Consider the following 26,268-nt stretch of genomic DNA (forward strand, 5'->3'; position numbering starts at 1 on the left):
GGGGGATCAGGCGACGGCGCCGTCGCCCCGAAGTCGCCCGATCCGGTCGGCGTCGAGACCGAGTTCGGCCAGCACTTCGTCGGTGTGCTCGCCGGGATGCGGCGGCGGCCGGCGGATCGCCCCGGGGGTACGGCTGAACCGGGGTGCCGGGGCCGGCTGCTCGGCCCCGGCGTGGGTGACGAACACACCCCGGGCGGCGAGGTGCGGATGCCGGGGTGCCTCCCGCCAGTCGAGCACCGGAACCACGCAGGCGTCGGTGTGCTCCAGCAGGCCGGCCCAGTCGTCCCGGCTCCGGGTCCGGAACAGCCGCGCCCACGCCTGGCGCAGCGCCGGCCAGTTCGCGGGGTCGGTACGGTCGAGCGCCTCGTCCGGGGCCAGCGGAAATCCGGTGCGTCGGACCAGTTCGGCGTAGAACTGCGGCTCCACGGCGCCGACCGCCAGGTACTTCCCGTCGGCGCACTCGTAGGTGTCGTAGAACGGGGCGCCGCCGTCGAACATGTTGACGCCGCGGGAGTCCTGCCACATCCCCATCCCGCGCAGGGAGTGGATCATCGTGGAGAGCAGCGCCACTCCGTCCACCATGGCGGCGTCCACCACCTGCCCGGTTCCGCCGCCCCGGACGTCGAACAGTGCGCAGACCACGCCGAGTGCCAGCAGCATTCCACCGCCACCGAAGTCGCCGACCAGGTTCATCGGCGGTACGGGTGGCCCGTCGGCCCGACCGATGCCGTGCAGCACGCCGGTCAGCGCCAGGTAGTCGATGTCGTGCCCGGCGTACGGGGCGTTCGGGCCGTCCTGCCCCCAGCCGGTCATCCGGCCGTACACCAGCCGGGGGTTCACCGCGAGGCAGTCCTCCGGTCCCAGGCCGAGTCGCTCCGTCACGCCCGGCCGGAACCCCTCGACGAGTACGTCGGCGGCGCGGACCAGGTCGCGTACCACCTCCCGGCCGGCGGCCGTCTTGAGGTCGACGGCCAGCGACCGCCGTCCCCGGTTCAGCAGGTCGGGATGGGGCGTGCCGAACCGTTCCGGTCGGACCTCCGCGACCCGGTCGACCCGGACCACGTCGGCACCCAGGTCGGCCAGGACCATCGCCGCGAACGGGCCCGGCCCGATGCCGGCGAGTTCGACGATCCGGACGCCGTGCAGTGGGCCCCCCGGGGCCGCCGGTCGGGGTGCGGTCATCCGTGCACGATAGGACAGTGCCGGCCGCCGGTCGAGCGGTGATCTTCCTGCCTCGCGGGGTTGGCGCGCGTCGTCCGCGCGCTTGCCGACCAGGGCGGTCAACAGGGCTTATCGTCGGCCCAGGCGCCGCTCGTCGTGGCGGGAGAGAACGGACCGACCGCTATGCGTACGGGCGAGGTGGGCCACCGGAGCACCGGTCACGATGCCGCAGGCCGTACCGGTACCGGCCAGGACGGGCGGCCGGCGCGGCTGCGGTACTGGCGGCTGGTCGGCGCCCCGCCGCCCACCCGCGCCGAACGGCTCGGCCGCCTGGTCGGGCTGCGGGTGCTCCGGATCCCCGTCGTACGGCGGATGCTGGTCGTCGCCGGCTCGCTGGACCGGCTACGCGACCTGTTGGCCCTGCCCGTGTCGCTGGCGGCGACCAGCTCGGCCACGATCGTGGTGGCGTACTGGCGGGCGCCCCGGCGGGGCTGGTCCGGCGGGATGGGGCCGCTGGAGCACCTTCGCGGGCACCGGGTGTCGTTGCCCGGTCGGGGGCGGGGCGTCGCCACGGTCACCGTCCGGCTCTCCCGACCGGCACAGTTCCGCGATGTGCTGGCTGCGGTGCTCCACACGCTGGCGCCGGGTCGGCCGCTGCCCGCGCCGGCCGGTCCGAACCTGACCGGCCAGGACACCCTGCCGGCGTACCTGCCGACCCAGCCGGCCGCCTCGGTGACCCGGGGCGCGCTGCCGGACAGCCCGGAGATCCGGGCCCACGACGTGGTGCTGCGGGCGTCCGGCACGTCGGGCTCGGCGTCCGGCGCGGCGGCGTACGCGGTGAACTGGGAGACGAGCCGGCACGGACCGCGCCTGGCCGGTGGCCCGGCCGTGCTGGTGGACGCGCGGCGGATCAATCCGCGGGGCCGCCGGGCCGGTTGCTACCAGCCGGACGCCCCCCGGGTACGGCTGGACTTCGGCCCGGCGCCGGGGTGGCGCCGGACCGGGGCCGCAACCCGGCCGCAGCCGCTCGACGGGCCCGGGGTGACCGCCCCGGTGCTGGCCATGCTGCGCCAGGTCGGCGTGGTCGACTGCCCGGACGTCCCCGACAGCGCGGCGGTGGAGGTGGCGGCGCTGCTGGTCCAGGTGGCGATGACCGGGGCACTGGTGTCCGCCCCGACCCTGCCGGACCGGGTGGCCGACCTCATCGTCCCGGAACTGCGGACCCTGCTGGCCGGTACGGTGACCGAGACCGGGCCGCTGGCCCGGGAGGCGCGCAGCGTACGACAGCGGCGGGCCGCCCTGCGCGGCCACGCCACCGCGTTCGCGCTGCCGGGGCTCACCTCGGCGGTCTTTCCCCAGCTTCCCGTCTTCCCGTCGGTGAGCGTGCTGCTGGCCACCCGGCGTCCGGAGCGGCTGCCGGCGGCGCTCCGGATGATCGCCGAGCAGACGTATCCGGAGCTGGAGATCATCCTCTGCCTGCACGGCGTCGAACTGCCGGAACCACTCCGCGCCACGCTGGCCCGGTGCGGGCGGCCGTACGAGATCGTCCAGGTGCCCGGCACCGCCAGCTTCGGTGAGGCGCTGGGCGCCGCGACCGGACGGGCCCGGGGGAGCCTGGTCACCAAGTTCGACGACGACGACAGCTACGGCACCGAACACGTCTGGGACCTGGTACTGGCCCGGCACTACTCCGGCGCGACCCTGGTGGGCAAGGGGTCCGAGTTCGTGCACCTGGAAACGCTGGGCATCACCATCCGTCGACCGTCGGGCGCGGCCGAGAGCGACGGCGAGGTGGTGGCCGGCGGCACGATGTTGATCGCCAAGGGGGATCTCGAGTCGGTCGGCGGCTGGCGTCCGGTGCCCCGATCCGTCGACTTCGGACTGCTCGACCGGGTACGCCGGGACGGCGGGGTGATCTACCGGACGCATCCGCTCGGCTACGTCTACCACCGGCGGGCGGCCGGACACACCTGGGACCCCGGCCAGCCGTACTTCCTCGACAGCGCGTACGCCCGCTGGACCGGTCTGCCGGCCGAGGTGCTCGGCGAAACCGCCCCCTGAGATTCGAGGTTGTCGCCTGCGATCCCCGGCGAGGTGGTAGGACTAGCGGGTGGGCATCGTGTCTCCAGGCTTCCAGGGTCGGCGTCGAGCGGCCGAGCCGAACCTGCCGCCCGGGCAGTACCTCACCGAGGACTTTCCGGTGCTCTCCGCCGGCCCCACCCCACGGGTGTCGCTGACGGACTGGGAGTTCGTGCTCAGCACCGAGACGGGTGCCGAGTCCCGCTGGTCCTGGGACGAGATGTGGGCGCTGCCCACCGAGACGCCGATGGTGGACATCCATTGCGTGACCCACTGGTCGAAGCTGGGCACGAACTGGCGCGGCGTCTCCATCGACACCCTGCTGGACGGTGTCGACACCGCCGCCGACTACGCCCTGGTGCACTCGTACGGCGGCTACACCACCAACCTGCCCCTGGACGACCTGCGGGACGGGCAGGCCTGGATCGTCCACCAGTACGACGGCGCCGACCTGCCGGCCGAACACGGCGGCCCGGCCCGGCTACTGGTGCCCCACCTGTACTTCTGGAAATCCGCGAAGTGGGTGCGGGGCATCCGCCTCGGCCTGACCGACGAGCCCGGTTTCTGGGAGACCGCCGGCTATCACGACTACGGTGACCCATGGCGCGAACAGCGATACCAGGGAGACTGACCAAGCGGGCCGGCTGGTGGGTCGCCCGCCTGGTCGAGCGCCGGGAGGAGACGGCCACCGCCTGCACGCTGGTGCTGGAGGTTCCCGACTGGCCGGGGCACCTGCCCGGCCAGCACGTCGACCTGCGGCTGACCGCCGAGGACGGCTACCAGGCGGCCCGCAGCTACTCGGTCTCCGCCCCGGCCGACGGCGAGCGGATCGAGGTGACCGTCCAGCGGGTGCCCGACGGAGAGGTCTCGCCGTACCTGATCGAGGGCCTGTCGGTCGGCGACCAGATCGAGGTCCGGGGTCCGGTCGGTGGCTATTTCATCTGGCGGATGACCGAACCCGCACCGGTGCTGCTGGTCGGGGGCGGCTCGGGCATCGCGCCGCTGATGGCCATGATCCGGGCCCGGCGGGCCGCCGGGAGCCGGGTGCCGTTCCGGCTGATCTACTCGGTCCGGAGCGAGCGCGACATCTACTTCGCCGACGAACTGCGCCGCCGGGTCCGGGACGACCAGGGGCTCGACGTGGCCTACGTCTACACCCGGGAGGTGCCGGAGAGTTCGCCCGCCCGGGCACACCGGATCGCGGTCGCCGACCTGAACACCCACGGCTGGCCGCCCCAGCTCGAACCGACGAACTTCGTCTGCGGCCCGACCGGGTTCGTGGAGGCCGTCTCCGACATCCTGGTCGCGCTCGGTCACGAGCCCCGCCGGGTCAAGACCGAGCGGTTCGGTCCCACCGGGGCCTGACGGCGCCGACGAGCGCAGCGAGGAGTGGACGTGACCGAGCGGAGCGAGGGAACCGGGCAGCTCAGTTGGCGGGGTCATGGCGATGACGAGCGCAGCGAGGAGACGACGTGACCGAGCAGTTGTATCCGGAGCAGCCGAGGATGGACTACGTGGACGGCAACATGCTGGCCGGCCCGTTGCAGGAGGTGTTCGCGGTGGACCTGACCACGGCCACCGGCCGGTGTGCCTCATGTGGACAGACCGGCCCGGTGGCCGCGTTGCGGGTCTACTCGAACGCACCTGGCGTGGTCGCCCGCTGCCCGTCCTGCACCGAGGTCATGCTCCGGCTGGTGCGTACGCCGAACAGCGCATGGTTGGACCTGCGCGGTGCGACCTTCCTGCAGATCCCGATGCCGGCGGAGTCGTTCACGACACCGGGGCCGGTCACGATGTAGCCTCCGCCGGCCCGGTGCCGTCGAACGCCGGCCCGGTGCCGTCGAATCTGCCGGTCGCGCCGAGCCGCCGCCAGAAGCCCAGGAGCAGTAGCGTCGTCGCCACCGCCGCTGTCCAGAACGGCACCGTGAGGCTGTCGGTTCCGGCCGCCAGGATTCCACCGAGCAGCGTACCGATCGCGGCGCCGCCGAGGTCGAGCAGCGAGTAGACGCTGTTCACCCGGCCACGCAGCTCATCGGGTACGAGTCGGGCCCGCAACGACATCACCAGCGCGCCCCAGACCATGGTGTGCACGCCGAACAGTGCCATGATCGTGCCCGCCAGCCACGGTTCGCGGGTCGCCGCCAGCACCGTGTGGGTGGTGATCTCGACGATCAGGCCCGCCCGTAACAGTGCCGGTGTCCCGAATCTCCTCCGTAGTCGGGGACTGAGCCAGGCGCCGAGCAGTCCGCCGACGGCGGAACTGGTCAGCAGTACGCCGAAACCGATCTCGTCCAGCCCGAGCCGCTGCCGGCAGTAGAGGACGAAGACCGCGAACGCGGCACAGAACACCACGTTCATCAGACAGAGGCAGACGGCCAGCATCCGCAGCACGGCCGACTCCCACATGGCCCGAAGGCCGACAGCGATCTCCGCGGCCAGGCTTCGATCAGCCCGCCGGCCCGCGTCCGGCTTCTCGGCCGGAGTGGGCCGCCAACGCAACGCGGTGAGCAGCAACGCGGCGACCACGAAGGTGACCGCGTTGAGCCCGAACGGCGACGCCACCGCCACCACGAAGAGGTACGCGCCGAAGGGTTTGGCGATGAACTGGTTGCCCACCACGAAGGTCGCCTGCAACCAGCCGTACGCCTGCTCCAGGCGTTGCTCGGGCACGATGTTGGGCAGCACCGACACGGCGGCGGTGTCGGCGAGGGTCTCGGCGACGCCGAGCAGGAAGAAGGCCACGTACACGGTCGGTACGGTGACGACCCCGGCCAGCGCGAGGCAGGCGAGGGTGCCGAGCACGACGGCCCGGCCGAGGTCGACCGCGATCATCACCCTGCGGCGGTCGAGCCGGTCCACCAACGCCCCGCCGGGCAGCGAGAACAGCAGCCAGGGCAGTTGTTGGACGAACGCCGCCCCGGCGATCAGGGCCGGATCGTCGGTCAGCGAGGCGACCAGGAGCGGGCCGGCCACCGCCGTGACTCCGTCGCCGATGTTGGAGATCGCGCTGGCGGACCAGAGCTTGCCGAACTCCCGACCGAGCCGGGGCACCGGCCGCTCGGAGATAGGACGGTCAGGGGCGGATTCTTCGGGTACGGACTGGTTCGGCGTGGCGGCGGCGGTCATCGGTACCACCGCCGGTGGGCCGGGCAGGAACACTCTCTCCACGTGCGCGGGCACGCGGAGTTGACGTACGGGAACAAGGAAGTCTCCTCGGAAGCGATGAGGTGGCGCCGGATGGAGGCGCCGGAAATCGGACCGTCGGGATCGGCGGTCGATGGATCGCTCCGAGGCGGAAGCCCGGGGTGGACGGATGGCGCCGGCCTGGTCAGTTACCAGTAGAGATGCCCGGTCACCAGGACGGCTGCCCGGTCACCAGGACCGGGTGCGACGTCAGCGAGCGGTGGACTTCCGCGTCGAAGCGGAGATCTGCACCGTGCCGAGGAGAGCAATGCTCATGATCAGCCTCCTGATGTCGCCGATGAATGTCGGACGCTACCCGCGGCCGACCGCGACCGGCAAGCCTGCGGCGGGCGGCTAGACTGGGCCGCAACGGTTTCCCGTCGATGGCCCGTGTGCGCCGCGAAGCACATCTCAGATGATTGAAACCTGTCTGATTGACACCTGTCGCGGCGGAGCCGCCGTCCTCCGGTGAGCCCGGCGATCCGGGTCCGCCCCCGTCGTGAGTTGACCGCCGCACGTCGTCCCCGGGCCCACCGCTGCTGGGGCCACCTCGTCGCGGCTCCACTGTGGCCAATGCACGGCGCCAACCTCGGCACGTTGCTGCGGACCTGCGACGCGGTGGGCGCGTGTCTGGCCGTACCGCCCTGGCGCTGGGTCGACGAGGCCGTGGCACGTGGCAACACGTTGCGCCGGCCGAGTTGCGTCCACCGGGTCGGTAACCCGCTGAGCTGGCTGGCCGCGCAGCGGTCGGCCGGGGCGCGGATCCTCGGCGTCGAACTGGCCGAGGAAGCGGTCCGACTCGCCGACCTGCCGCCGGCCCGGCACCGCACCATCGTGGTGCTCGGGCACGAGGCCACCGGCATTCCGGCGGAGGCCCTCGACACCCTCGACGCGGCGGTGGAGATCCCGATGGTCGGCACCGGGCTGAGCCTGAACGTCGCGGTGGCCGGTTCGCTGGTTCTCTACAAGCTGGCCGGTTTGCTGTGACGGCGGGGTTGATCGGCTGTGTCGCGGCTGCTACGGAACGAGCCCGACGCCGGACCGCGCGGTGTCGGACGCCGGCCCTACACTCCGGCGGCATGACGGACGTAACCGCCGAAGTGCCCGAGGCACCATCGACGACGGTGATGTCGGTGCCGCTGTCGCCGTACGCGACCGAACTGCTGCGCGTGTTGACCAGTACGGCGGACGAGCCCGATCCGGCCGCCCGACGGGGCGTCGACCTGTCCCGGATCGACAATCGGGAGCTCGGGGTGCTGCTCGCGGTCGCCCGCGAACGACCCGCCCACGAACTACCCGCCCTGCATCCCAGCCGGGAGCTTCGCTGGGCCTTGACGACCGCACTGGAGAACCGGCAGACCCGCTTCACCCCCGAGTCGTGCGCCGCGGTGCTGGCGGCGCTGGTGAAGGAGTCCCAGGCCGACCGGGCCACCGGCAATCCGCTGCTGGCCGTCAGCGCACTGCTCCGGTGCGACGGTGAATGGCCGGCGAGCGCGGCGCGGTCGGCGGGAGCCATCGTCCGGGCGATGATCGCGCGGGCTCGGTTCGAGCAGCCGTACGCGATGGCGGCGCTGACCGGGCTCGCCGGTGGCTTCACCCGGGCGGCGCTGAACACGGTGTTCCGTTGGTCGCTCGGCCCGATCGCCCGGGACGAGGTGGACCTGCTGGTGAAGCTCGGGATGCCGGCCCAGGCGCTGGTGGCCGAGGTCTGCCGGGACCGGCCGTACCCGTCGATGCCGCAGCTTCCCGACGCGTGGCAGCGGCTGGCGGCCATCACCGAGTACGCCGACTTCGCCCGTCGGGCGCTCGACGCCGCGCAGGCCCGGGTCGCCGCGATCCAGGCCGGTGAGCTGCCGTACGTCGCGGACAAGGCGTTCGCCCCGGACGAGGTCGAGGTGCTGGCCCGGGCCGTCCGGATCGCGTTGTCCCGCAACGAGACGTGGCTGCCGGAGCTGCTCCGGTCGCTGCTACCCGGCATCGCGGTCGCCCCGACCAGCGCGAAGACGCTGCCGTCGCAGGCACTGCTCTACGAGGTCGCCCGGGCGGCCGGGGACTTTCCCACCCCGGAGGCGCTGGCCGCGCTGGTCGCCGTCCGGGGCGTGGTTCGGCACAAGGGCGTGCCGAGGCATCTCGACCGGTTGTGCAAGCGGATCGAGCGGGCGCTCGCGGAGCGGCAGGACACCGTGCTGACCCTGCCCGATCTCGGGTTCGACTCCGCCGGGACGCGTGCCGTCGAGGTCGGCGGCCACCCGGCGGTGCTGGTCGCGTCGGACGAGGTCGTACTGCGGTGGCGGCGCGGGGACGGAACGCTGACGGCGACGGTGCCGGCGGCGGTACGGCGGGACCACCCCGACGAACTCAAGGAGCTGCGCGGTCGGGTCAAACAGGCCCGGGACCAGGTGTCGGCACTCGTCCGGACCCTGGAGGCGGGATATCCGGCGGCGTCGGCGCGGCCGTACGCGGATTGGCGTGCCGGGTTGGCGACGAACGGCCTCGGCTGGCAGATCGCCCGGCGACTGATCTGGGAGGTCCAGCACCCCGACGGCGGACAGTGGCAGGCGGTCCTGCCGGACGGCGATGCCGACGACGAGCGGTTCGTGGACGCGTCCGGGGTGTCGGTGGCCCGGCCGGAGCCGGACGCCGCACTTCGACTGTGGCACCCGATCCGGTCCAGTGCCGACGAGGTCCGCGCCTGGCGGGACCTGCTCACCGAGCGGCAGCTGCGCCAGCCGGTACGCCAGGCGTTCCGCGAGGTGTATCTGCTGACCCCGGCCGAGGAGGCGACCGGGACCTACTCGCTGCGGTTCGCCGCGCACGTCGTGCACTACCGCCAGCTGTATCCGCTGCTGCGCTCGCGTGGCTGGACGACCCGGATGCTCGGACCGTGGGACGGCGGCGACGAGGCGCAGGCGTACCGGGTGCTGGCGGCGGGGACGTGGCGGATCGGCTTCCACCACGACTACCTCGGCGAGGAGGATCTGGAGTGCGCCAGCACCGGCCGGGTGTGGTTCGAGCGGCCGATCGAGGGGGCCTGGCGGACCGAGCCGCTGACCGAGGTGCCGATCGTCGTGTTCAGCGAGGCGATGCGGGACGTGGACCTGTTCGTCTCGGTGACCTCGATCGCCGCCGATCCTTACTGGACGGACCGCCGGACGGAGTACGTCGACTACTGGCGTGCCGAGAGTCGTCGGGAACTCGGGATGACGGCTCAGGTACGACGTACCGCGCTGGAGCGGATCCTGCCCCGTACGAAGATCGCGGACCGGTGCACGTTGACCGATCGGTATCTCGTGGTCCGGGGGGAGCTGCGGACGTACAAGATCCATCTGGGTAGCGCGAACATCCTGATGGAGCCGGACGACGCGTACCTGTGCATCGTGCCGTCCCGGCGGAAGGCGCCCGGCGACATCTTCCTGCCCTTCGAGGAGGACCGGCTCGGTCTGATCCTCAGCAAGGCGTTCCTGCTCGCCGAGGACACCCGGATCACCGACGAGTCGATTCTGCTGCAGTTGCGTACCCGGCTCTGACCGCCGCCGGACCGGTCGAGGCCCGGCACGCGGGGTGCGTGCCGGGCCTCGGCCGGTCGTCAGGCGTGGTCAGCCGCGCTGTTGGCCCATCGAGCGGACGCCGTCGATCACGTCCCAGATCACGATCACGGCCATGACCACGGTGCTGACGGTGGCGACCGTTCCGAGGTTGTCGCCCTCGCGGAACCACTCGAAGTGCTGGACGAACGCCGGGTTGAACAGCCGGTCGGAGAGGATCAGCCAGGCGGCCGGCACCGCGAACGCCAGGTGCAGCCCGACGTTGACCCCGATCAGCGGCCAGGTCCAGCGCCCGACGCGGTATTTGACGATCTCGAAGACCACGCTGGCTACCAGCGCGGCGATAAGGACCGGTAGCCAGGAGGTCCACAGCGCCGGGTCGATGATCGGGATGTTGGTGCCGTCGGCGGTCTCCACCCACGAGCGGAAGTGCTGGAGGGGGAGGTACGCGATGGCGAAGAGGAGCCAGGCGACCGCCGTGGCGGTGCCCGCCAACGAGATCTCGCGGTCGACCGGGGCGTTGGGAAGCTCGTCGACGTTCCAGTCGGCGAGACCCTGCACCGGTGTGGTGCGTTCGAGGATGGCGAAGGTCAGGGTGAGCCAGAAGGCGACGTGCACCGCCACCTCGATCGCCGTGCCGATCCCGGACCCGATCGCGCCGCCCACCCCGACGCTCCCGTCGGCCGCGCTGGAGACGGCGTCCACGGTGCCGACGATCGCCGGGACCAGGGAGAGCAGGAGTCGCAGCAGCCGTCGCCAGATCAGGTAGTAGGCGGGGCCGATGAGCTGCAACCGGCGGTCGGCGTACCGGGCGGCGAGCCGCTCGGGGTTGCCGAGTTCGGTGAGCACCTCTCGCTCGGCGGTGACGGGGTCCTGTCCGTTGCCTGTCCGGTCTTCGATCATGTCCTCGATCGAGCCGCGGAGTTCGGCGGCGATCTCCTCGCGGCGGGCGGCAGGCACCGAGGGCAGGGTGGCGGCGAGGTAGCGGTCGGTCAGGGTGTTCATCGGTCCATTCCTTCGGTCAGCCCGGTCACGGAAATCTGGATGGCGGCGAGGTCGTCGAGGAGTAGTCGCAGGATCGACTCGCCCTCGTCGCTGGTGCGGTAGAACTTGCGCGGCCGGCTCTCTTCGGTGTTCCACTCGCTCGTCACCAGGCCCTGCTCCTCGAGCCGGCGCAACAGCGGGTAGAGGGTGTTGGCGTCCACCGGAAAGCCGTGCTTCGTGAGGCGTTGGAGCAGCGCGTATCCGTAGTCGGGTCGTCGTAGCGCCACGAGGCTCGCCACGACGACCGTGCCTCGTCGTAGCTCCTGGAGGTGTGTCCGCAGGAGGTCATCGCTAACCATGCGTCGTACTTTACTGTGTGAGACACACTATTGTCTAGCGGGACAGCATTGCGCCCGACAGGGGTATGGGCGTACCTGGGGAACTAGGGCTATCTCGGGATGAAGTGCGACATCCGGCTCGGTCCCGGGTGGCCGGCGGGCGTGTATTTTAGTAATGGCTATAAATCCGACCGAACCGGAAGGCGATCATGGCAGGAGGACGGCCCCGCACCTTTGACAGCGACACGGCTCTCGATCGGGCGCTGGAGGTGTTCTGGCGCCAGGGCTACGAGGGCACGGGAATCTCCGACCTCACCAAGGCGATGGGCATCAACAACGCGCCCAGTCTCTACAACGCCTTCGGGAACAAGGAGCAGCTGTTCAGCAAGGTCCTCGACCGCTACGCCGACGGGCCCGCCCGGTACATCCGGGAGGCGTTCGACCAGCCGACGGCACGGGCGGCGGTGGAGGCCCTCCTACATGGCGCCGCCGACGCGACGACGGATCCCGACCACCCGCGCGGATGCATCACGGTGCAGGGCGCGCTGGCGTGCTCGCCGGGTGCGGAGACCGTACGCGACGAACTGGTGGCACGCCGGGCGGCCGGCGAAACGGCCCTGCGCGAGCGGCTCCAGCGGGCCGATGGCGAGGGGGAGCTACCGGCCGGCACCGATGCTGACGGGCTTGCCCGCTACTTCGCCACCATCTACCAGGGCATCGCGGTCCAGGCCGCCGGCGGCGCGAGCCGGGAGCAACTGCACCAGATCGTGGACACGGCCATGACCGTCTGGCCGCAGCGGGCAGGCGCCTGACCGGAGATCACGAATCTCCACCTCCGGCTTCGGTGGGGGCAGTTGCACCCTAGGTGACGAGGCTTCCCGGTGGCCCCGGCCGGAACCGGCCCGCGATGGACCGCCGCGCCGAGTCTGGTGCCCTGTCGAGTGCGGGTGAGACGCCTCACGTCGGTTCTGCCCTTCCCTGTGTGATGCGGGCAGCCCGCTGGGCCGCGATCGGCCGTTGAGGCCCCGGTCAGAGAGCAATACGCGTGACATCCATTTGACAGGTGACCTCGGCCGAGCTAGTTTTTTAGTGATCGATAAAAAACAGCGCGGGTTGGGTGAGTGGGGCCGGACAAAGGCCACAAGTTTCCCACCGGCCGCCCGTGCAAATTACCCTCAACGGGATAAAGGGAGCACACATTATGGGGCAGCTTGACGGCAAGACGGCGATCGTGACCGGAGGCACCGGCGGAATCGGCCTGGCCACCGCGGAGCGTTTCGCGGCCGAGGGCGCACACGTCTATGTCACCGGCCGTGGTCAGGCCGCGCTCGACGCCGCGGTGGCCAAGATCGGTCACAACGCGACCGGCGTACGCGGCGACGTCGCCGTTCCGGCCGACCTGGACCGGCTCTACGAGGCCGTGGCCAAGCAGAACCGGCGCATCGACGTGCTGTACGCCAACGCGGGCGGCGGCGAGTTCTCCACCCTGGAGCAGGTCACCGAGAAGCATTTCGACGAGACGTTCGGCCGCAACACCAAGGGACTGCTGTTCACGGTCCAGAAGGCGCTGCCGCTGCTGAACGACGGTGCGTCGATCATCTTGCAGTCCTCGAACGCCGGCACCCTCGGCAACGAGGCGTTCGGCGTGTACGCGGCCTCGAAGGCGGCCGTACGCTCCTTCGCCCGTACCTGGGCCGCAGAACTCAGGGGCCGTTCGATCCGGGTCAACGCCATCAGCCCCGGGACGATCGACACTCCCGGCATCGACGGCCTCATGCCCGACCAGGAGCAGGCCGACCAGCTCAAGTCGTACCTGGCCAGCACGATTCCGATGGGACGTGTCGGGCGCCCCGACGAGGTGGCGAGCGCCGTTCTCTTCCTCGCCTCGGACCAGAGCAGCTTCATCACCGGCATCGAGCTCTTCGTCGACGGCGGCCGGAACCAGATCTGACCGTCGCCCGTACCCCAGCGTCGGCTGGGCGTCGGCCATCGCGGACCGACCGACGCGGCAAGGGCGCCTTGCCTCCTGGGTCGCCAGGAGGCAAGGCGGCGTCCGCGTACCGCACCACCTTCACCCACGAATCCACCTGCACAGATGGGAACCGAGCCATGGATCTGGGATCGACCGGCATCTGGAGTATCGAGCTGAGAACGGCCGATCCGGACGAGATCGCCGACGCCGCCGCCGAGCTGGACGAACTGGGCTGGGGGACCCTGTGGATCCCGGGTCTGGGCGGCGGTGACATCCTCGGCGACTCGGAACGGCTGTTACGGGCGACCCGCACGGCGAAGGTGGCCGTCGGCGTCGCGAGCATCTGGCGACACCAGGCCGCCGAGATGGCGGCAGGGCACGCCCGCCTCCAGGCCGCCCACGGCCGCCGGCACCTGCTGGGCCTGGGCGTCAGCGACCCTGCGGCCGCACAGAACGCGGGACACCCGTACCGGCCACTGGCGGACATGGGCAGTTACCTCGACAAACTCGACCAGGCTCCCGTACCGACGCCTCCGGCGGAGCGACTTCTGGCGGCACTCGGCCCCAGGATGACCGAACTGGCGGGACGACGCACCGCCGGCGTCCACCCGTTCATGGTCACGCCGGAGTACTCGGCCGGGGCGAGAAAACAGCTGGGCGAGGGACCGCTCATCGCTCCCTACCAGGCCGTCGTACTCGAACGCGACCCCGCTGCGGCCCGTGCCGCGGCCCGCGACTTCCTCGGCGCATTCCTCGGCATGGACCACTACGCCCGAAGCCTGCGCCGCCAGGGGTTCGCCGAGGAGGACCTGACCGCCGGAGGAAGCGACCGGCTCATCGACAGCGTCGTGGCCTGGGGGGACGTGGAGGCCATCGGCGCGCGCATCCAGGCACACCGGCAGGCCGGCGCCGACCATGTCTGCCTGCATGTCGTGGGCGCCGGTCCAGGCATGCCGCTGTCCCAGTGGCGCGAACTGGCCCCGCTCACCACCTGAGCACAGCTCCGGCACCGGTGCCGGTGGGCGTCAGCGTCGCCGGAGTCCGTCGGTGACCCGAGTCGGGTCAGGGGGAGGTGCGGACCCAGCCGAGGAAGCGCGTGCTCAGATCGCGTGCCTCGGGGGCCGTGTCGGGATTGAGTGTGTGCAGGTCCCGGAACGCCTCGGCCAGCGAAGTGCCGAGGTAGATGGTCAGCGCGGCGCGCTGACCGGCGTACCCCCGGGTGAGGGTGAGGCGCGCGGACCCGCACGGCCAGGGCTGCCCGTCGGTCCGGCACAACCAGAGCGGCCGGAGCGGCGTGTGCGGCGCGGGCGCGTTCACCGGCCCGTCGTCTCGGCCCGCGCGCCGCGCCGCCGTTGGCCCATCGGGTACGCGGCTTCGGCGTTGACCAGGGGCGGGGTGTTCCGACCGAAGCGGTTGCTGCGGTTGCCGTTGTACGGCCGGGGGCGAGGAGTGAGGCCGTCCGCTCTCGCGAGTTGAGGCGGGATGTCGGGCCTCGGTGGAACCCGGTGCGCCAGCACTGAGCGGCCACGGTCCGGACAGGAGCGCCACCACAGCCCGCATCGGCAGCAGAGCCACCAGTGGCGCCAGTATCGACGGTGACGTACGACGAGTGATCGCGTCTGTCGGCCGGTCGTTCCCATCACGCCTCCTGATGTTCGTTCGCTGGATGGGGGTCACCCCATTACGGGGGGAAGTGGGGTGACCCCCTCGGTTCCGCCCTGGCGGTCTGGCCGGTCCTGAGCGGTCCCGCTGGTGACACTCTGCTGTGGCATCATTACGGTCGACAGTGGATAAGCCGCATTCCGGAGCAATGGGTGGAACTTCTGGGTGTTCTGGAATCGGCGAGATGACCTTGGGGAGGCGTGGAGGCGTGGGCATCTCACCTTCGGAGTACCTGCTCCGGGAACTGCGGCGGCGCCGCAAGGCCGCCGGTGTTTCGCAGGAAGTGTTGGGCGGCAAGTGTTTCTGCTCGGATTCGCAGGTTTCCGCCATCGAGACCGGTTCGACTCCGGTCACACTGAAGCACCTGCGCCTGGTGGACAAGGCGCTGGAAACCGGCGGCTACTTCGAAACACTCTGGAACGAGCTGGTCAAGGACGATGCGGCGCCCGTCTGGCTGCGCGAATGGCTGGAGTACGAGCGCGAGGCGCGCACGTTCCGCTGGTACGAGCCGGCCTTCGTGCCAGGACTCTTCCAAACCGAGGCGTACGCCCGCGCGCTGTTCTCGCTTGGCCGGCTGTCAACGGCCGCGATCGAACAGAAGGTTACTTCCCGGATGGAGAGGCAAGCTGTTCTCGACCGTGACGAGCCACCGCAGTTCTTCGTCGTGGTGGACGAGATGGTGATCCGTCGGCTCTGCGGGAGCCGGGAGGTGGTCGTCGCGCAGCTGGAGCACCTGATGGACCTGGCCGAGCGTCCCAACATCAACCTGCACGTCATTCCGACCACCCTTGGCCTGTACTCGGGCCTGGCTGGCGCGTTCATCATCGCGGACCTTCCCGATCACAACCGGGTCGGCTATGTGGACAATCAGCTCGCTGCGCAGGTCGTCACTCGGGGCGAGGACGTTGCTAACCTTGGGCTGTCGTGGGATGCCGTGCACGGCGAGGCGCTGCCGCGCGTGTCGAGCCTCGATCTTCTGAAGGAAGTGACCAAGTCATGGACATGACCGGCGCACAGTGGCGGAAGTCGGCCCGCTCGTCCACCAACGGTGGCGCGTGTGTGGAGGTCGCCGACAACCTGGCCGGCGTCGTCCTGGTACGCGATACCAAGGACCGCGACGGCGGCACCCTGGCCTTCGGCCCGGCGGGCTGGCAGGCGTTCGTCGACCTCGCCAAGCGGACCGGGCCGGTCGGCTGACGGCTGCGGCTCGGCCGGTCAGCGACACCAACTGGTCCGTGTCGCAGCTTGGACGCCATGTGTAAGAGTCGATGCATGTCGACCTCGCCGGATCCCAGAATCGATTCGCGCTCGAGAGCAACAGCCGTCTCCAGCGTCACGAGCAGGCTGGGACGGGATCTGCGGCAGGGCCGGAATCTTGATCTCTACATCGCTGTCGGGGTCGCGGTCGTCATCGCCACGCTGGGTGTCTTCGGTGTCGTCGATGCGAAAGTCCTGGCGGCCGCCACGCTCGCGGTCCTGGCCGTCATGGCGATCTCCGGACTCAGCAGTCGGCACGAGGTCGATGGCGTTCGGACGGCACTGAACCGAATCGCAGCCGGCGAATCCGGCGAGGTCGCAGCGGAGCGCTTCTTGTCGTCGCGTCCGCCGGCCGTCGACACGGAGATCGCGACCGCGACCGACGTCGCCATCGTCGGCGTGACGCTGACCCGTACCGTGCGTGACATGCTTCCGGTGCTGGACCGTCGGCTGCGGGCCGGCGCACGCGTACGGGTCATGCTGATCGACGCGGACAGCGCGGCCAACGTAGAGGCGGTGGCTCGGAGCAGGAAGGCCGACACGCCCGAGTTCTACCGGCATCGGGTGTCGGCCACTCTCGACCTCCTGCGCGTCCTCGCATCCTCGGGATCGAGTGAGACAGCCCTGCAGATCCGCCTCCTGCCGTTCGTACCGACCTTCGGGTTGTGCCTGGTGGACGCGGATGATGTCCATGGGCGCATCCGCGTGGAGATGTATCAGCATCGGACACTTGAGCCCAATCCGACGTTCCGCCTGCGCGCGGACCGTGACGCCTGGTGGTACGCCCTGTTCAGGGGACAGTTCGAGACAATGTGGGAGAGTGCTCGCGAGCTTCGACCGGGGACGGGTAGTCACGCTGTGGGCAGTGGCGAACGCTGACCGTGCGGCGTGCTCTGCCGTTCGTCGAAGGCGGGGCGTGCGTACCTTGCCGCAGCTGGTCACCAGGTCGGCCGCGTGCCCCGGGTCGATGTACCGCAGCAGGAACCGGCCGAGGGACAGGTCTGGACGGTGCTCGATCAGGCGTAGTTCCGGGTCGACGACCACGACACCCCACCGGTCCGGACCCGTCGGTCAGCCGTGGGTGGTGGCTCCGGAGGTAGTGAGCACGACGACGCCGATGACGATCAGCACGATCCCACCGATGGCGGTGAGGTTGAGGTGTTCGCCGTAGACGAGGGCTGCGATGGCGGCGACACCGGCGGTGCCGACGCCGGACCAGACGGCGTACACGACGCCGACGTTGAGGGTGCGCAGTGCGTACGCCATCAGCGTGAACGAGGCGACGTATCCGATGACGACCGCCGCGATGTTCAGGGGGCGGATTCCGCCGGCGGTACCCCGTAACGCGAGGGTCGCGGCGACCTCCGAGACGATCGCCACGGCGACCAGGAACCAGGCCATCATCGTGCCTCCTCGATCAGGGCGGTCAGGGTCGCGTACACCCGCTCGTGAAGTCCGGGTGGTGGCGGTGCCAGGTCGACCAGCTGGGCGAGCCACCAGCCGTCGACCGCCAGCCGGACGACGGTGGCCACGGCGGGATCGATGCCGTCGTTCTCCAGCCGCTGTTGCCATGCCTGGTAGGCGGTACGGAGCGGGCTGAGCGCGCCGGGATCGACGAGAGCGGCGGCGAACAGCGCGACCGTGGTCCGGTCGGCGGCGGTGCTCGTGGCCGTGGGGGTCGGCGGGGTGACGCTGGCGGCCAGGTAGGCGCGGGTGGCCGCCCCGGGTTCGTCGCCGGCACCGTCGAGGGCGGCGTCGTACTGGGCGACCAGCCGGTCGACCAGGCCGGCGATCAGCGCCTGCTTGCTGGCGAAGTGGTAGAAGAGGGCACCCTTGCTGACCTGGGCCTGCTTGGCTATCGCCTCGAGGGTGAGCGCCTGTGCGCCGTCGCGCAGCAGCACCAGCGCCGTGGCGTCCAGCAGCTTGTTCCGGGTGTCCGTCATGAAGTTACTGTACCGGCCAGCCGGTACAGTAACCTAATGTCCACCCCCTGCCCCACGGCACTACCGTGGAGGCATGTCGGAGAAGGTGATCCTCGTCGTGGGGTACGACGGAGCGGAACTGCTCGACATCGCCTGTGTCACCTCCAGCCTGGACATCGCCAACCGGATCGGCGCCAACCCGCCGTACCGGACGGTGCTCGCCACACCCGGCGGGCACAGCATCACCTGCGACTCGGGGTTGCGGTTGCACGCCCAGGCGGCCCTGGAGCGGTTCAACGCCCCACTCGACACGCTGCTGGTCTCCGGCGGCCTGGGTCATGCCGAGGCCGCCTCGGGTCAACTCCTGGTCGCGCACGTCCGACGGCTGTCCACGCTGGCCCGCCGGGTCGCGTCGGTCTGCACCGGGGCGACCGTACTGGCCGAGGCTGGTCTGCTGGAGAACCGCCGCGCCACCACCCACTGGATGTACGCCGAGCAGCTCGCCCGTAGCTATCCCGCCGTACGGGTCGATCCGGATCCGATCTACATCCGTGACGGCGACCTCGCGACGTCCGGCGGCGTCACCAGCGCGCTCGATCTGACCCTCTCCTTCATCGAGGAGGACCACGGGATGGCACTGGCCCGCGGTGTCGCGCTGGGCACGGTCGCCTACCTGCAACGGCCCGGCGCTCAGGCACAACTGAGCATGTTCCTGACCCGCTGCTCCTCCGACGATCTCGTAGTACGCCGGACCAGCAACCACATCGTGAGCCATCTCGGCGACGACCTGAGTACGGCCACACTGGCCAGGATCGCCGGGGTCAGCGAGCGGCACCTGTCCCGACTGTTCCTGACCTACGTACACGAGACGCCCGCGCAGTACGTGCGGCGGGCCCGGACCGAGGCGGCGGCGTACCTGTTGACGTCGACCGCGTTGCCGGTGGCCGCGGTGGCACGGCGGTCCGGATTCGGCACCACCGAGTCACTGAGACAGGCGTTCCTCGCCCACTACTCCGTTCCGCCGTCGCGCTACCGGCTCGAGCATCAGCCGTCCGACACTCGTTGATCCCAGGAATCCGGCGCCGCCGGGCAGGAATCCGGACGTGATCGGTTCCGGGTCTGCGTCGGGGTCGCGCGTTCCGGGCACGATCGACGCCATGACGGAGACGGCATTGCCACCCCGGAGGGAACTGGCCGATCGTTGGCCGACAGCCGTTGCGATGGTGGCGATAGCGGTCGCGGTCGCGGTTATGGTCCTGCTCGATGGCGAGGCGGAGCTGTTCGGCCCGGCCATCGCCGTGATGGCCGGCATCTACCTGATGGCATACGCGCTCGGCCGCCCGTCGACCGCCTGGCTGGCCTTTGTCGTGCTGAGCGCCGTGGTGTCGGTGTTGCACATCCTGGACGGCCGGCAGGTGTCGGGGGTCGATCCGGCGGTCGGCATGACGATCGTGCTGGTCCTGTTGTGGCTGTGGACGGTGGCGCGGCGTCGTTTCACCGAGGCCCGGACGTTCTCGATCCAGACTGCCGGCATGGTGGGTTTCGGCGTACTCACGCTGCTCTGCACGGCGGTCGCGCCCCGACTGGGCATCGTGCTGGCCGGGGTCGGGTTTCTCGCGCACGGTGCCTGGGACGCGTACCACTTCAGGGTGAACCGGGTGGTGAACCGGCCGTGGTCGGAGTTCTGCGCGGTCGTCGACCTCGGGGTCGGTGTGGCCCTGATCGTCGTCGCGACGGCATAGCGGCCGGACCGCATCGGCCCGGCGGCCCCTGGCCGAGCGGCACGCCGACTGCGGTCGCATCGGCCGATCGGATGGGACCAGGCGCTGATCGGCTATTTCCATGTGCGACGGACTGTCCGCGACGACTAGGAAAGAGCCATGACCAACGAGGTGACCGTTCCCCTGCTGCCCTGCGCGTCGATTGACGACATCGAAACCTTCTACGGGGTTCTCGGCTTCAGCACCACGTATAAGCAGCGCAAACCCAACCCCGGCCTGGGACTGCAACGTGAAGACCTGAACCTGCACTTCTTCGAGATTGCCGGGTTCGACCCAGAGCAGTCCTACGGCTCCTGTCTCGTGATCACCTCGGACATCGCGGAACTGCACCGGGCTTTCGCTACCGGCATGCGGGCCGCATACGGCAAAGTCCTGGTGTCCGGAGTACCGCGGATGACCCGGCCCAGGGCTCGAAAGAACGCCGACGGGGTGGGCGGATTCAGCGTCATCGACCCGGGCGGCAACTGGATCCGCGTCTTCCAGAACACCGCCACGATGCCCACGCCAGCACCCGCACCCGCCGGACGACTCGCCAAAGCGCTGGCGAACGCCGTCGTGCTAGCCGACTCCAAGGGTGACGCCGGCCAGGCAGTCCGCGTTCTCGACAGCGCGTTGGCTCGCCCGCAGGCCGACGACGACCCCGTCACACACGTAGAGGTTCTGGTGTACCGCGCAGAACTGGCGATGGCACTCCATGACCGGGACACCGCAACGGAGATGCTGGCCCGCGTCGAGCACATCGCGCTGAACCCAGACGAGACCGCAAGGGCGGCACCGACCTTCGAGATCGCTGCCGACCTCACAGCGGCGCTGCGATGAGTTCGGGGCGCAGTGGAGGTGTAGGCGATGCTTTCTCTCGGCTAGAAGCGCGCGTCGACGTTTGGTCCAGCATCACGATCGGCGTCTACGCAGGGCGACGTAGCGGCCCTCTCTGTCAAGCTGGCCGCTGACTCCCGATAGTCAAGAAAGTGGCGCTCGTTCTGACGAACATCCGCGGGGACCGGGAGCGCGAGGTGGCGCCGAAGTGGCGAACATCTGGCTCCGGTTCTCGCGGACAAAATCAGGTTGCCCTCTTTCCTCGCGATACGGTGCTGCCATGTCTCGATCAGTCGAACCCGGATCAGTCTTGTCTCCCGTCACCGCGGACGACGTCGACCTTGCCGTGCGGCTCGCCGTGGGCATCCTTCGGGACGCACCCCCGCAGGGGTGGGGCGGTAAGGCCGGTTCGCTGGAGTGGGACTGCTGGGAGACCGCCGAGCACCTCGCCAACGACCTGTTCTACTACGCCGTGCAGCTGGGGCCGCAGAGCCCGCCGCTGGACACCCATGTGCCTTTCGCGTTGAGCCAGAAGAGGCCGGCCGCACCCGCGAAGTTCCTCTATGCGGACCGTGCTGCGGGTCCGGCCGGCCTGGTGCAGGTGCTGGAGGCGTGCGGCGCGCTGCTGGTCGCCATGGTGCGTACCACTCCGCCCCGGGTCCGCGCCCACCACGCCGCCGGGGTGTCGGACCCCGAAGGCTTCGCGGCGCTGGGGATGCAAGAGACGCTGGTACACATGCACGATCTGGCGGAAGGCTTCGGGCTTGCCTGGACCCCGCCCTCCGCTCTCTGCTCGCGGGTGCTCGCCCGCCTGTTTCCAGAGGCTCCGGGCGGCGCGGATCCCTGGCTCACCCTGTTGTGGGCCACCGGCCGCGCCGAACTGCCGGGGCACCCTCGTCTCACCACGTGGCGCTCGGACAGCACACCACGGTCATAGGAGGAGATCGGCTTGACCACGGCCAGGCCGATGATCGTGCCCTTACCGCGGCGAGAGCGGGCCGGGCCACCCGTCCCAACCGGCAACCCGGCGAACCCATGCGGTCACGGCACTAGATGGTCGTGCTGACCGGTGTCGGCCGGCCCGTGGCGGCCGCGGTCAGGCGCCAGGCCGCCGAGATCAACCCGATATGCGAGAACGCCTGCGGCAGGTTCCCCAGTCCACCGAGCCGTCGCGGCTGACCAGGGCCCCGGACCGGCCATCGGCGAGGTAGCCGTAGTCGTCAATCCGGCAGGCGCACACGGCACGCCATCCGAGGGCGGTCAGTTCTCAGCAGCCGAGCCACCTGGTGATCATCCTTTCGGTGCTTGCCGACGGGCAGCCAGGCGGCGGATCCCGAACAGCGTGACCCGGGACGCACCGAATCGCCTGGGCGCCCGCTTACCCCGGCCCGGGTGGCTTAACCCGCCGACAGGGCTCGGATCAGGCGTACCGGCCCGGCACGATGCCGGCGTCGTAGGCGTGGATGATGGCGCCGGCCCGGTCGCGGACGCCCAACTTGAGGAATATCGCCGAGATGTGCCCCTTGACGGTCCGTTCGCTGAGATGGAGCGACCCGGCGATCTCGGTGTTGTTCGCGCCCGAGGCGACGAGGCGGAGCACCTCCAGCTCACGGTCGGTCAGCGCGTCGACCATCGGCGTCGGCGTGTTCGCGCGTCGCTGCCGGACCAGTCCCATGACCCGCTGGGCGACCTGAGGATCGAGCCAGGAGCCGCCGCGCGCGGTTACCCGGATGGCGCCGACGAGATCGACCGCGGGCGCGTCCTTCAGGACGAAACCGGCCGCGCCGGCCTCGATGACCCCCCACAGCACCTCGTCGTCCTCGAACGTGGTGAGGGCCAGGACGCGCTGCGGCGTACCCGCGTCGGGGCTGGCCTGGACCAGGCGACGGGTCGCCTCGATCCCGTCGAGGACCGGCATCCGGATGTCCATGAGTACGACATCTGGCTTCAGCAGCCGCGCGGCGTCGACTCCGGCCTGCCCGTTGGCGGCCTCGCCGACGATGACGAGGTCGTCATGGGCCGACAGGATCAGTCGCAGTCCCGCCCGGACGAGTTCCTGGTCGTCGACCAGCACGAGCCGGATCATCGGCCGACCGTCGCGCTGGCGTGCCGCAGCGGGAGCGACGTCTCGACCAGCCAGCCATCGCCGTCGGGGCCGGCCGACAATGTTCCGCCGAGCGCGGAGACCCGCTGGCGCATGCCGTCGAGGCCGGTTCCGCCGCCACGACCGCGCTGCCGCACGGGGGCCCGACGCGCGGCGCCGTTGCGTACCGAGAGAACGAGGTGTTCGGGGTCGTGGACGATGCGCACGACGACCTCGGCGCCCGGGGCGTGGTGCTCCACGTTGCTGACCGCCTCCTGCACCACCCGAAAGGCGGCGAGCCCGGTGTACGTGTCGACGGCATCGAGATCGCCGGACACCTCGCTCCGCACCGGCAGGCCCGCCGCCGCCACCGATTCCAGCAGGTCGACGATGTCCGACGCGCCGGGTATCGGTGGCTGCGCCCCGGTCTCGCCGGGATCCCTGAGCAGGCCGACGATCGCCCGTACGGATTGCAGACTGTCCCGTCCCACCTGCTCGGCCCGGTCGAGTGCCTCGGCCGCCGCCGCCGGATCGCGGTCGAGGACCTGTCGGGCACCGACCAGGTTGAGCAGGACGACGGTGAGGCCGTGCCCGACCGCGTCGTGGACGTCGTGGGCGATCCGTCGCCGCTCGGCCGCCGCGGCGGCGACGTCGAGCCGGTCGTGTGCCTCGGTCAGTGCCGCGACCAGTTGGCGCTCCCGACGGAGGATGCGGCCGATCAGCCAGCTGAAGAACGCACCCGTACCGAAGAAGACGACGCCGACGTAGTCCTCCCGCCACTGTCCGAAACGCAAGATGTCCGCCGCCGGGCTGGCCACCGCGCCGACCAGCGCCGCCGTCTCCGCCGGCCACGACTCGCCCATGGCGGCCAGCCACGCCACAGCGAGCAGGGCCAGGAAGGTGGCACCCGGCGCCCGGTAGGAGAAGCTGACGACCGCCGGAATGCCGACGCCCGCGAGGGCCATCACCCACGGCCCGACCCGGACCTGGCCCGCCAGCAGCGCCCAGGGTACGAGCGCGAGCACGAGCGTTCCGACCAGACCGATGGTGATGTCGGTGGTCGCGAAGACGAGCAGGGCCGCCGCCAGGGCCGCGATCGGAAAGGCCAGTCCGGTGGTGAACGAACCGCCCCATGCCCGTAGCCCCGTCGCTTCCACGATCGCAGGGTACCGCCGTCCCGGAGCCGGGCGACCCGTCCTCCGGTACCTGTCCACCCCGGCCTCCGGTACGGCCCCGGGCCCGGCCCTGGACCTGACGGATTGCGGTCGGCGGTCCGATGTGGGCGGTGGGGCTCCGCACAGAGGATTCAGTCACCTCATTCGCGCGGACATCGGAGCGTCTCGTGTTCACTGAAATCGGCCGTTTCACCATCCGGTGGCGCCGTCTGGTGCTGGCCCTGACCGTCCTGTTCGTCGTCGCCGCCGGTGCGGCCGGCACCGGCCTGTTCAGCAAGCTCGGCGATGGCGGTTTCGCCGATCCGGCCGCCGAGTCGACCCGGGCCGGCGCCTTCCTGGCCGAGATCGGCGCCCCCGATCCCGAGATGGTCCTGCTCGTGGAGGCTGTCGGCGGCAACGGCGTCGACGATCCGGCCGTACGCGCGGCCGGCGACGAGCTGACCAGATCCGTCGCGGGCGAGCCCGCGGTGGCCACCGTGACGTCCTACTGGTCGACCGGCGGGGAGCGGGCGCTGCGGTCGACCGACGGCCGATCGGCACTGGTGGTGATCGACCTCGCCGGCACCGAGGACCAGGTCGACGACGCGGCCGCCGCCATCGAGGAGAGCTATGTCGGCAGCCGTGGCCCGCTCACCGTTGAAGTGGGTGGCGGCTACGCGATCGACAACGCCATCGGCGAGCAGCTCAGCGACGATCTGGTCAACGCCGAAATCTTGGCGGTTCCCGCGACGTTGGTCCTGCTGCTCCTCGTCTTCGGCGGAATCGTCGCGGCCGGGCTGCCGCTGATCATCGCGCTGGTCGCGGTCGTCGGCGCACTCCTCGCCCTGTTCGGGATCGCGCAGGTCACCGACGTCTCGGTGTACTCGATCAACCTGATGACCGGGCTCGGGTTCGGGCTGGCGATCGACTATTCCCTCTTCATCCTCAGCCGGTTCCGGGAGGAGCTGGCCGCCGGCCGTACGACGGAGGCGGCGGTGGTCCGCGCCGTCGAGACCGCCGGACGTACGGTCGCGTTCTCGGCCCTCACCGTCGCTGTCTCCCTGTCGGCGCTCCTGGTCTTCCCCCTGTCCTTCCTGCGGTCCTTCGCCTACGCCGGTGTGGCGGTGGTCGTCTGTGCCGCGGCAGCCTCGCTGCTGACCCTGCCGGCCCTGCTGGCGACCCTGGGGCCCCGGGTGAACACCTGGTCGATCCGGCTCTTCCCGCGTACCGCCCGGCCGGCGGGGACCGGGTTCTGGCGCCGGCTCGCCACCGTGGTCATGCGCCGGCCCGTGCTGGTCGCGACCGGCGTCATCGTCTTCCTGCTGGCGCTGGGCAGCCCGTTCCTCGGAGTCAACCCGGGACTGCCGTCGTACCAGGCGCTGCCGCCGGGCAACGAGGCTCGGCAGGTCGCCGAGTCGATCAGCGCCGGATTCGCCGGGAACCGGACCGCGCAGTTCGGTGTCGTCCTGCCCGGTGTCGAAGCCCAGGGCGCGGACGCCGAGGCGGTGGCGACCTTCGCGGGGCAGGTCGGCGCGGTCGACGGGGTCACCGACGTGGCGGTGCACTCGGCGGCGGCGGGCTCGTGGCTGACCGTCGTGCCGTCCGTCGTACTGCGGTCCGCCGAGGGCGAGCGGCTGGTCAAGGAGATCCGGGCGTTGAATCCGCCGTTCGAGTTCGGCGTGGAGGGTGACGCGGCGGAACTCGTCGACGCCAAGGCCGCCATCTACAGTCGACTGTTGCCGGCGTTGGCCATCATCGCGGTGGCCACCTCGGTACTGCTGTTCCTCGTGTTCGGCAGCATCCTCGTACCGGTCAAGGCGATCGTGCTGAACCTGCTGTCGCTCACGGCGACGTTCGGGGCGATGGTCTGGATCTTCCAGGACGGCCATCTGTCCGGGCTGCTCGGCTTCACCGCCACCGGGCAACTCGACGTGTCGATGCCCATCCTGATGTTCTGCGTCGCCTTCGGCCTGTCGATGGACTACGAGGTGTTCCTGCTGTCCCGGATCAAGGAGGAGTACGACCGTACCGGCGACAACACCCGGTCGATCGCCGCCGGACTCGAGAAGACGGGCGGGCTCATCACCGCCGCGGCCCTGGTGTTGGCGATCTCGTTCGTCGCCTTCGGTACGAGCGGCATGAGCTTTCTGAAACTGATGGGGATCGGCCTGGCGCTGGCGATCATCATGGACGCGACCGTCATCCGGGGTCTGCTCGTCCCGGCCGTCATGCGCCTCGCCGGAAACGCCAACTGGTGGGCACCCGGCCCGCTCCGGCGGCTCCACCAGCGCTGGAATCTCCAGGAGCGCTGAGCCGGCGCACCCCGTCCCG

At 70.5% G+C, this 26,268-nt stretch carries 26 protein-coding genes; 17 read left to right on the forward strand and 9 right to left on the reverse strand.

Annotated features, from left to right (window positions below):
• Positions 1-6: 6 nt before the first annotated feature.
• On the reverse strand, positions 7-1,182 hold the full coding sequence (locus H4W31_RS28790) for a CaiB/BaiF CoA transferase family protein (protein ID WP_192769496.1): 1,176 nt from the start codon (positions 1,180-1,182) through the stop codon (positions 7-9).
• A gap of 162 nt (positions 1,183-1,344) precedes the next feature.
• On the opposite strand from H4W31_RS28790, the gene H4W31_RS28795 reads away from it, so the two are divergent.
• From H4W31_RS28795 to H4W31_RS28810, 4 genes are all read left to right on the forward strand, one after another.
• Positions 1,345-3,222 carry a glycosyltransferase family 2 protein gene (locus H4W31_RS28795; RefSeq protein ID WP_192769497.1) on the forward strand — a complete coding sequence of 626 codons (1,878 nt, stop codon included), beginning with the start codon at positions 1,345-1,347 and terminating at the stop codon, positions 3,220-3,222.
• Positions 3,223-3,280: 58 nt separating this feature from the next.
• Positions 3,281-3,871, forward strand: a complete 591-nt coding sequence (locus H4W31_RS28800; RefSeq protein ID WP_318783754.1) for a molybdopterin-dependent oxidoreductase — start codon at positions 3,281-3,283, stop codon at positions 3,869-3,871.
• Positions 3,841-4,605 (forward strand): ferredoxin reductase, encoded by a 765-nt coding sequence (locus tag H4W31_RS28805; RefSeq protein WP_192769499.1) that lies wholly within the window; start codon positions 3,841-3,843, stop codon positions 4,603-4,605. The genes H4W31_RS28800 and H4W31_RS28805 overlap by 31 nt, the downstream gene beginning before the upstream one ends.
• A 140-nt stretch (positions 4,606-4,745) precedes the next feature.
• Positions 4,746-5,039, forward strand: a complete 294-nt coding sequence (locus tag H4W31_RS28810; RefSeq protein ID WP_192772468.1) for a DUF6510 family protein — start codon at positions 4,746-4,748, stop codon at positions 5,037-5,039.
• Here H4W31_RS28810 and H4W31_RS28815 read toward each other — a convergent pair.
• Positions 5,029-6,366: an MFS transporter gene (locus H4W31_RS28815; RefSeq protein WP_192769500.1), complete on the reverse strand. Its 1,338-nt coding sequence runs from the start codon at positions 6,364-6,366 to the stop codon at positions 5,029-5,031. The genes H4W31_RS28810 and H4W31_RS28815 overlap by 11 nt on opposite strands.
• 630 nt (positions 6,367-6,996) lie before the next feature.
• Here H4W31_RS28815 and H4W31_RS28820 point away from each other — a divergent pair.
• On the forward strand, positions 6,997-7,410 hold the full coding sequence (locus H4W31_RS28820) for a TrmH family RNA methyltransferase (RefSeq protein ID WP_225945738.1): 414 nt from the start codon (positions 6,997-6,999) through the stop codon (positions 7,408-7,410).
• 92 nt (positions 7,411-7,502) lie between these two features.
• The gene (locus tag H4W31_RS28825; RefSeq protein WP_192769502.1) at positions 7,503-9,950 is read left to right on the forward strand and encodes a DUF4132 domain-containing protein; all 2,448 of its coding nucleotides are present in this window, start codon (positions 7,503-7,505) and stop codon (positions 9,948-9,950) included.
• 69 nt (positions 9,951-10,019) lie between these two features.
• On the opposite strand, the gene H4W31_RS28830 is transcribed toward H4W31_RS28825, so the two are convergent.
• Entirely contained in the window at positions 10,020-10,973 is a 954-nt protein-coding gene (locus H4W31_RS28830) for a permease prefix domain 1-containing protein (protein WP_192769503.1), read from the reverse strand.
• The gene (locus tag H4W31_RS28835) at positions 10,970-11,311 is read right to left on the reverse strand and encodes a PadR family transcriptional regulator (RefSeq protein WP_192769504.1); all 342 of its coding nucleotides are present in this window, start codon (positions 11,309-11,311) and stop codon (positions 10,970-10,972) included. The genes H4W31_RS28830 and H4W31_RS28835 overlap by 4 nt, the downstream gene beginning before the upstream one ends.
• Before the next feature lie 188 nt (positions 11,312-11,499).
• Here H4W31_RS28835 and H4W31_RS28840 point away from each other — a divergent pair, with 188 nt between their 5' ends.
• From H4W31_RS28840 to H4W31_RS28850, 3 genes are all read left to right on the forward strand, one after another.
• Positions 11,500-12,102 (forward strand): TetR/AcrR family transcriptional regulator, encoded by a 603-nt coding sequence (locus tag H4W31_RS28840; protein WP_192769505.1) that lies wholly within the window; start codon positions 11,500-11,502, stop codon positions 12,100-12,102.
• Positions 12,103-12,491: 389 nt separating this feature from the next.
• A complete protein-coding gene (locus H4W31_RS28845) occupies positions 12,492-13,241 on the forward strand; it encodes a glucose 1-dehydrogenase (protein ID WP_192769506.1) in 750 nt (249 codons plus the stop codon).
• 158 nt (positions 13,242-13,399) lie between these two features.
• Complete coding sequence (locus H4W31_RS28850; protein ID WP_192769507.1) at positions 13,400-14,257, forward strand: TIGR03620 family F420-dependent LLM class oxidoreductase; 858 nt, start codon at positions 13,400-13,402, stop codon at positions 14,255-14,257.
• 67 nt (positions 14,258-14,324) lie between these two features.
• Here the strand turns inward: H4W31_RS28850 and H4W31_RS28855 are convergent, their stop codons facing one another.
• Positions 14,325-14,579: a hypothetical protein gene (locus H4W31_RS28855; RefSeq protein WP_192769508.1), complete on the reverse strand. Its 255-nt coding sequence runs from the start codon at positions 14,577-14,579 to the stop codon at positions 14,325-14,327.
• 553 nt (positions 14,580-15,132) lie between these two features.
• Between H4W31_RS28855 and H4W31_RS28860 the strand changes: the two genes are divergently transcribed.
• From H4W31_RS28860 to H4W31_RS28870, 3 genes are all read left to right on the forward strand, one after another.
• Positions 15,133-15,930 carry a helix-turn-helix domain-containing protein gene (locus tag H4W31_RS28860; RefSeq protein WP_318783460.1) on the forward strand — a complete coding sequence of 266 codons (798 nt, stop codon included), beginning with the start codon at positions 15,133-15,135 and terminating at the stop codon, positions 15,928-15,930.
• Positions 15,927-16,121, forward strand: a complete 195-nt coding sequence (locus H4W31_RS28865; RefSeq protein ID WP_192772469.1) for a DUF397 domain-containing protein — start codon at positions 15,927-15,929, stop codon at positions 16,119-16,121. The genes H4W31_RS28860 and H4W31_RS28865 overlap by 4 nt, the downstream gene beginning before the upstream one ends.
• A gap of 75 nt (positions 16,122-16,196) precedes the next feature.
• Positions 16,197-17,060: a hypothetical protein gene (locus H4W31_RS28870; protein ID WP_192769510.1), complete on the forward strand. Its 864-nt coding sequence runs from the start codon at positions 16,197-16,199 to the stop codon at positions 17,058-17,060.
• Positions 17,061-17,252: 192 nt separating this feature from the next.
• Here H4W31_RS28870 and H4W31_RS28875 read toward each other — a convergent pair whose 3' ends face one another.
• The gene (locus H4W31_RS28875; RefSeq protein ID WP_192769511.1) at positions 17,253-17,585 is read right to left on the reverse strand and encodes a DMT family transporter; all 333 of its coding nucleotides are present in this window, start codon (positions 17,583-17,585) and stop codon (positions 17,253-17,255) included.
• On the reverse strand, positions 17,582-18,124 hold the full coding sequence (locus tag H4W31_RS28880; RefSeq protein WP_192769512.1) for a TetR/AcrR family transcriptional regulator: 543 nt from the start codon (positions 18,122-18,124) through the stop codon (positions 17,582-17,584). Before H4W31_RS28880 ends, H4W31_RS28875 begins: the two co-directional genes overlap by 4 nt.
• A gap of 73 nt (positions 18,125-18,197) precedes the next feature.
• Here H4W31_RS28880 and H4W31_RS28885 point away from each other — a divergent pair, with 73 nt between their 5' ends.
• The 4 genes from H4W31_RS28885 (at position 18,198) to H4W31_RS28900 (ending at position 21,637) form a co-directional block, all read left to right on the forward strand.
• Positions 18,198-19,169, forward strand: coding sequence for a GlxA family transcriptional regulator (locus H4W31_RS28885; RefSeq protein ID WP_192769513.1), 972 nt, complete (start codon positions 18,198-18,200; stop codon positions 19,167-19,169).
• Between the two features lie 91 nt (positions 19,170-19,260).
• On the forward strand, positions 19,261-19,845 hold the full coding sequence (locus tag H4W31_RS28890; RefSeq protein ID WP_192769514.1) for a hypothetical protein: 585 nt from the start codon (positions 19,261-19,263) through the stop codon (positions 19,843-19,845).
• 138 nt (positions 19,846-19,983) lie between these two features.
• The gene (locus tag H4W31_RS28895) at positions 19,984-20,703 is read left to right on the forward strand and encodes a VOC family protein (protein ID WP_192769515.1); all 720 of its coding nucleotides are present in this window, start codon (positions 19,984-19,986) and stop codon (positions 20,701-20,703) included.
• Between the two features lie 307 nt (positions 20,704-21,010).
• Entirely contained in the window at positions 21,011-21,637 is a 627-nt protein-coding gene (locus tag H4W31_RS28900; RefSeq protein ID WP_225945739.1) for a hypothetical protein, read from the forward strand.
• A gap of 483 nt (positions 21,638-22,120) precedes the next feature.
• Here H4W31_RS28900 and H4W31_RS28905 read toward each other — a convergent pair whose 3' ends face one another.
• Positions 22,121-22,786, reverse strand: a complete 666-nt coding sequence (locus H4W31_RS28905) for a response regulator (RefSeq protein ID WP_192769517.1) — start codon at positions 22,784-22,786, stop codon at positions 22,121-22,123.
• On the reverse strand, positions 22,783-23,940 hold the full coding sequence (locus H4W31_RS28910; RefSeq protein ID WP_192769518.1) for a sensor histidine kinase: 1,158 nt from the start codon (positions 23,938-23,940) through the stop codon (positions 22,783-22,785). Before H4W31_RS28910 ends, H4W31_RS28905 begins: the two co-directional genes overlap by 4 nt.
• 185 nt (positions 23,941-24,125) lie before the next feature.
• Here H4W31_RS28910 and H4W31_RS28915 point away from each other — a divergent pair, with 185 nt between their 5' ends.
• A complete protein-coding gene (locus H4W31_RS28915; RefSeq protein WP_192769519.1) occupies positions 24,126-26,249 on the forward strand; it encodes an MMPL family transporter in 2,124 nt (707 codons plus the stop codon).
• The last annotated feature ends 19 nt before the right edge of the window (positions 26,250-26,268 follow it).

It is taken from the genome of Plantactinospora soyae (assembly GCF_014874095.1).
Taxonomy (GTDB): domain Bacteria; phylum Actinomycetota; class Actinomycetes; order Mycobacteriales; family Micromonosporaceae; genus Plantactinospora; species Plantactinospora soyae.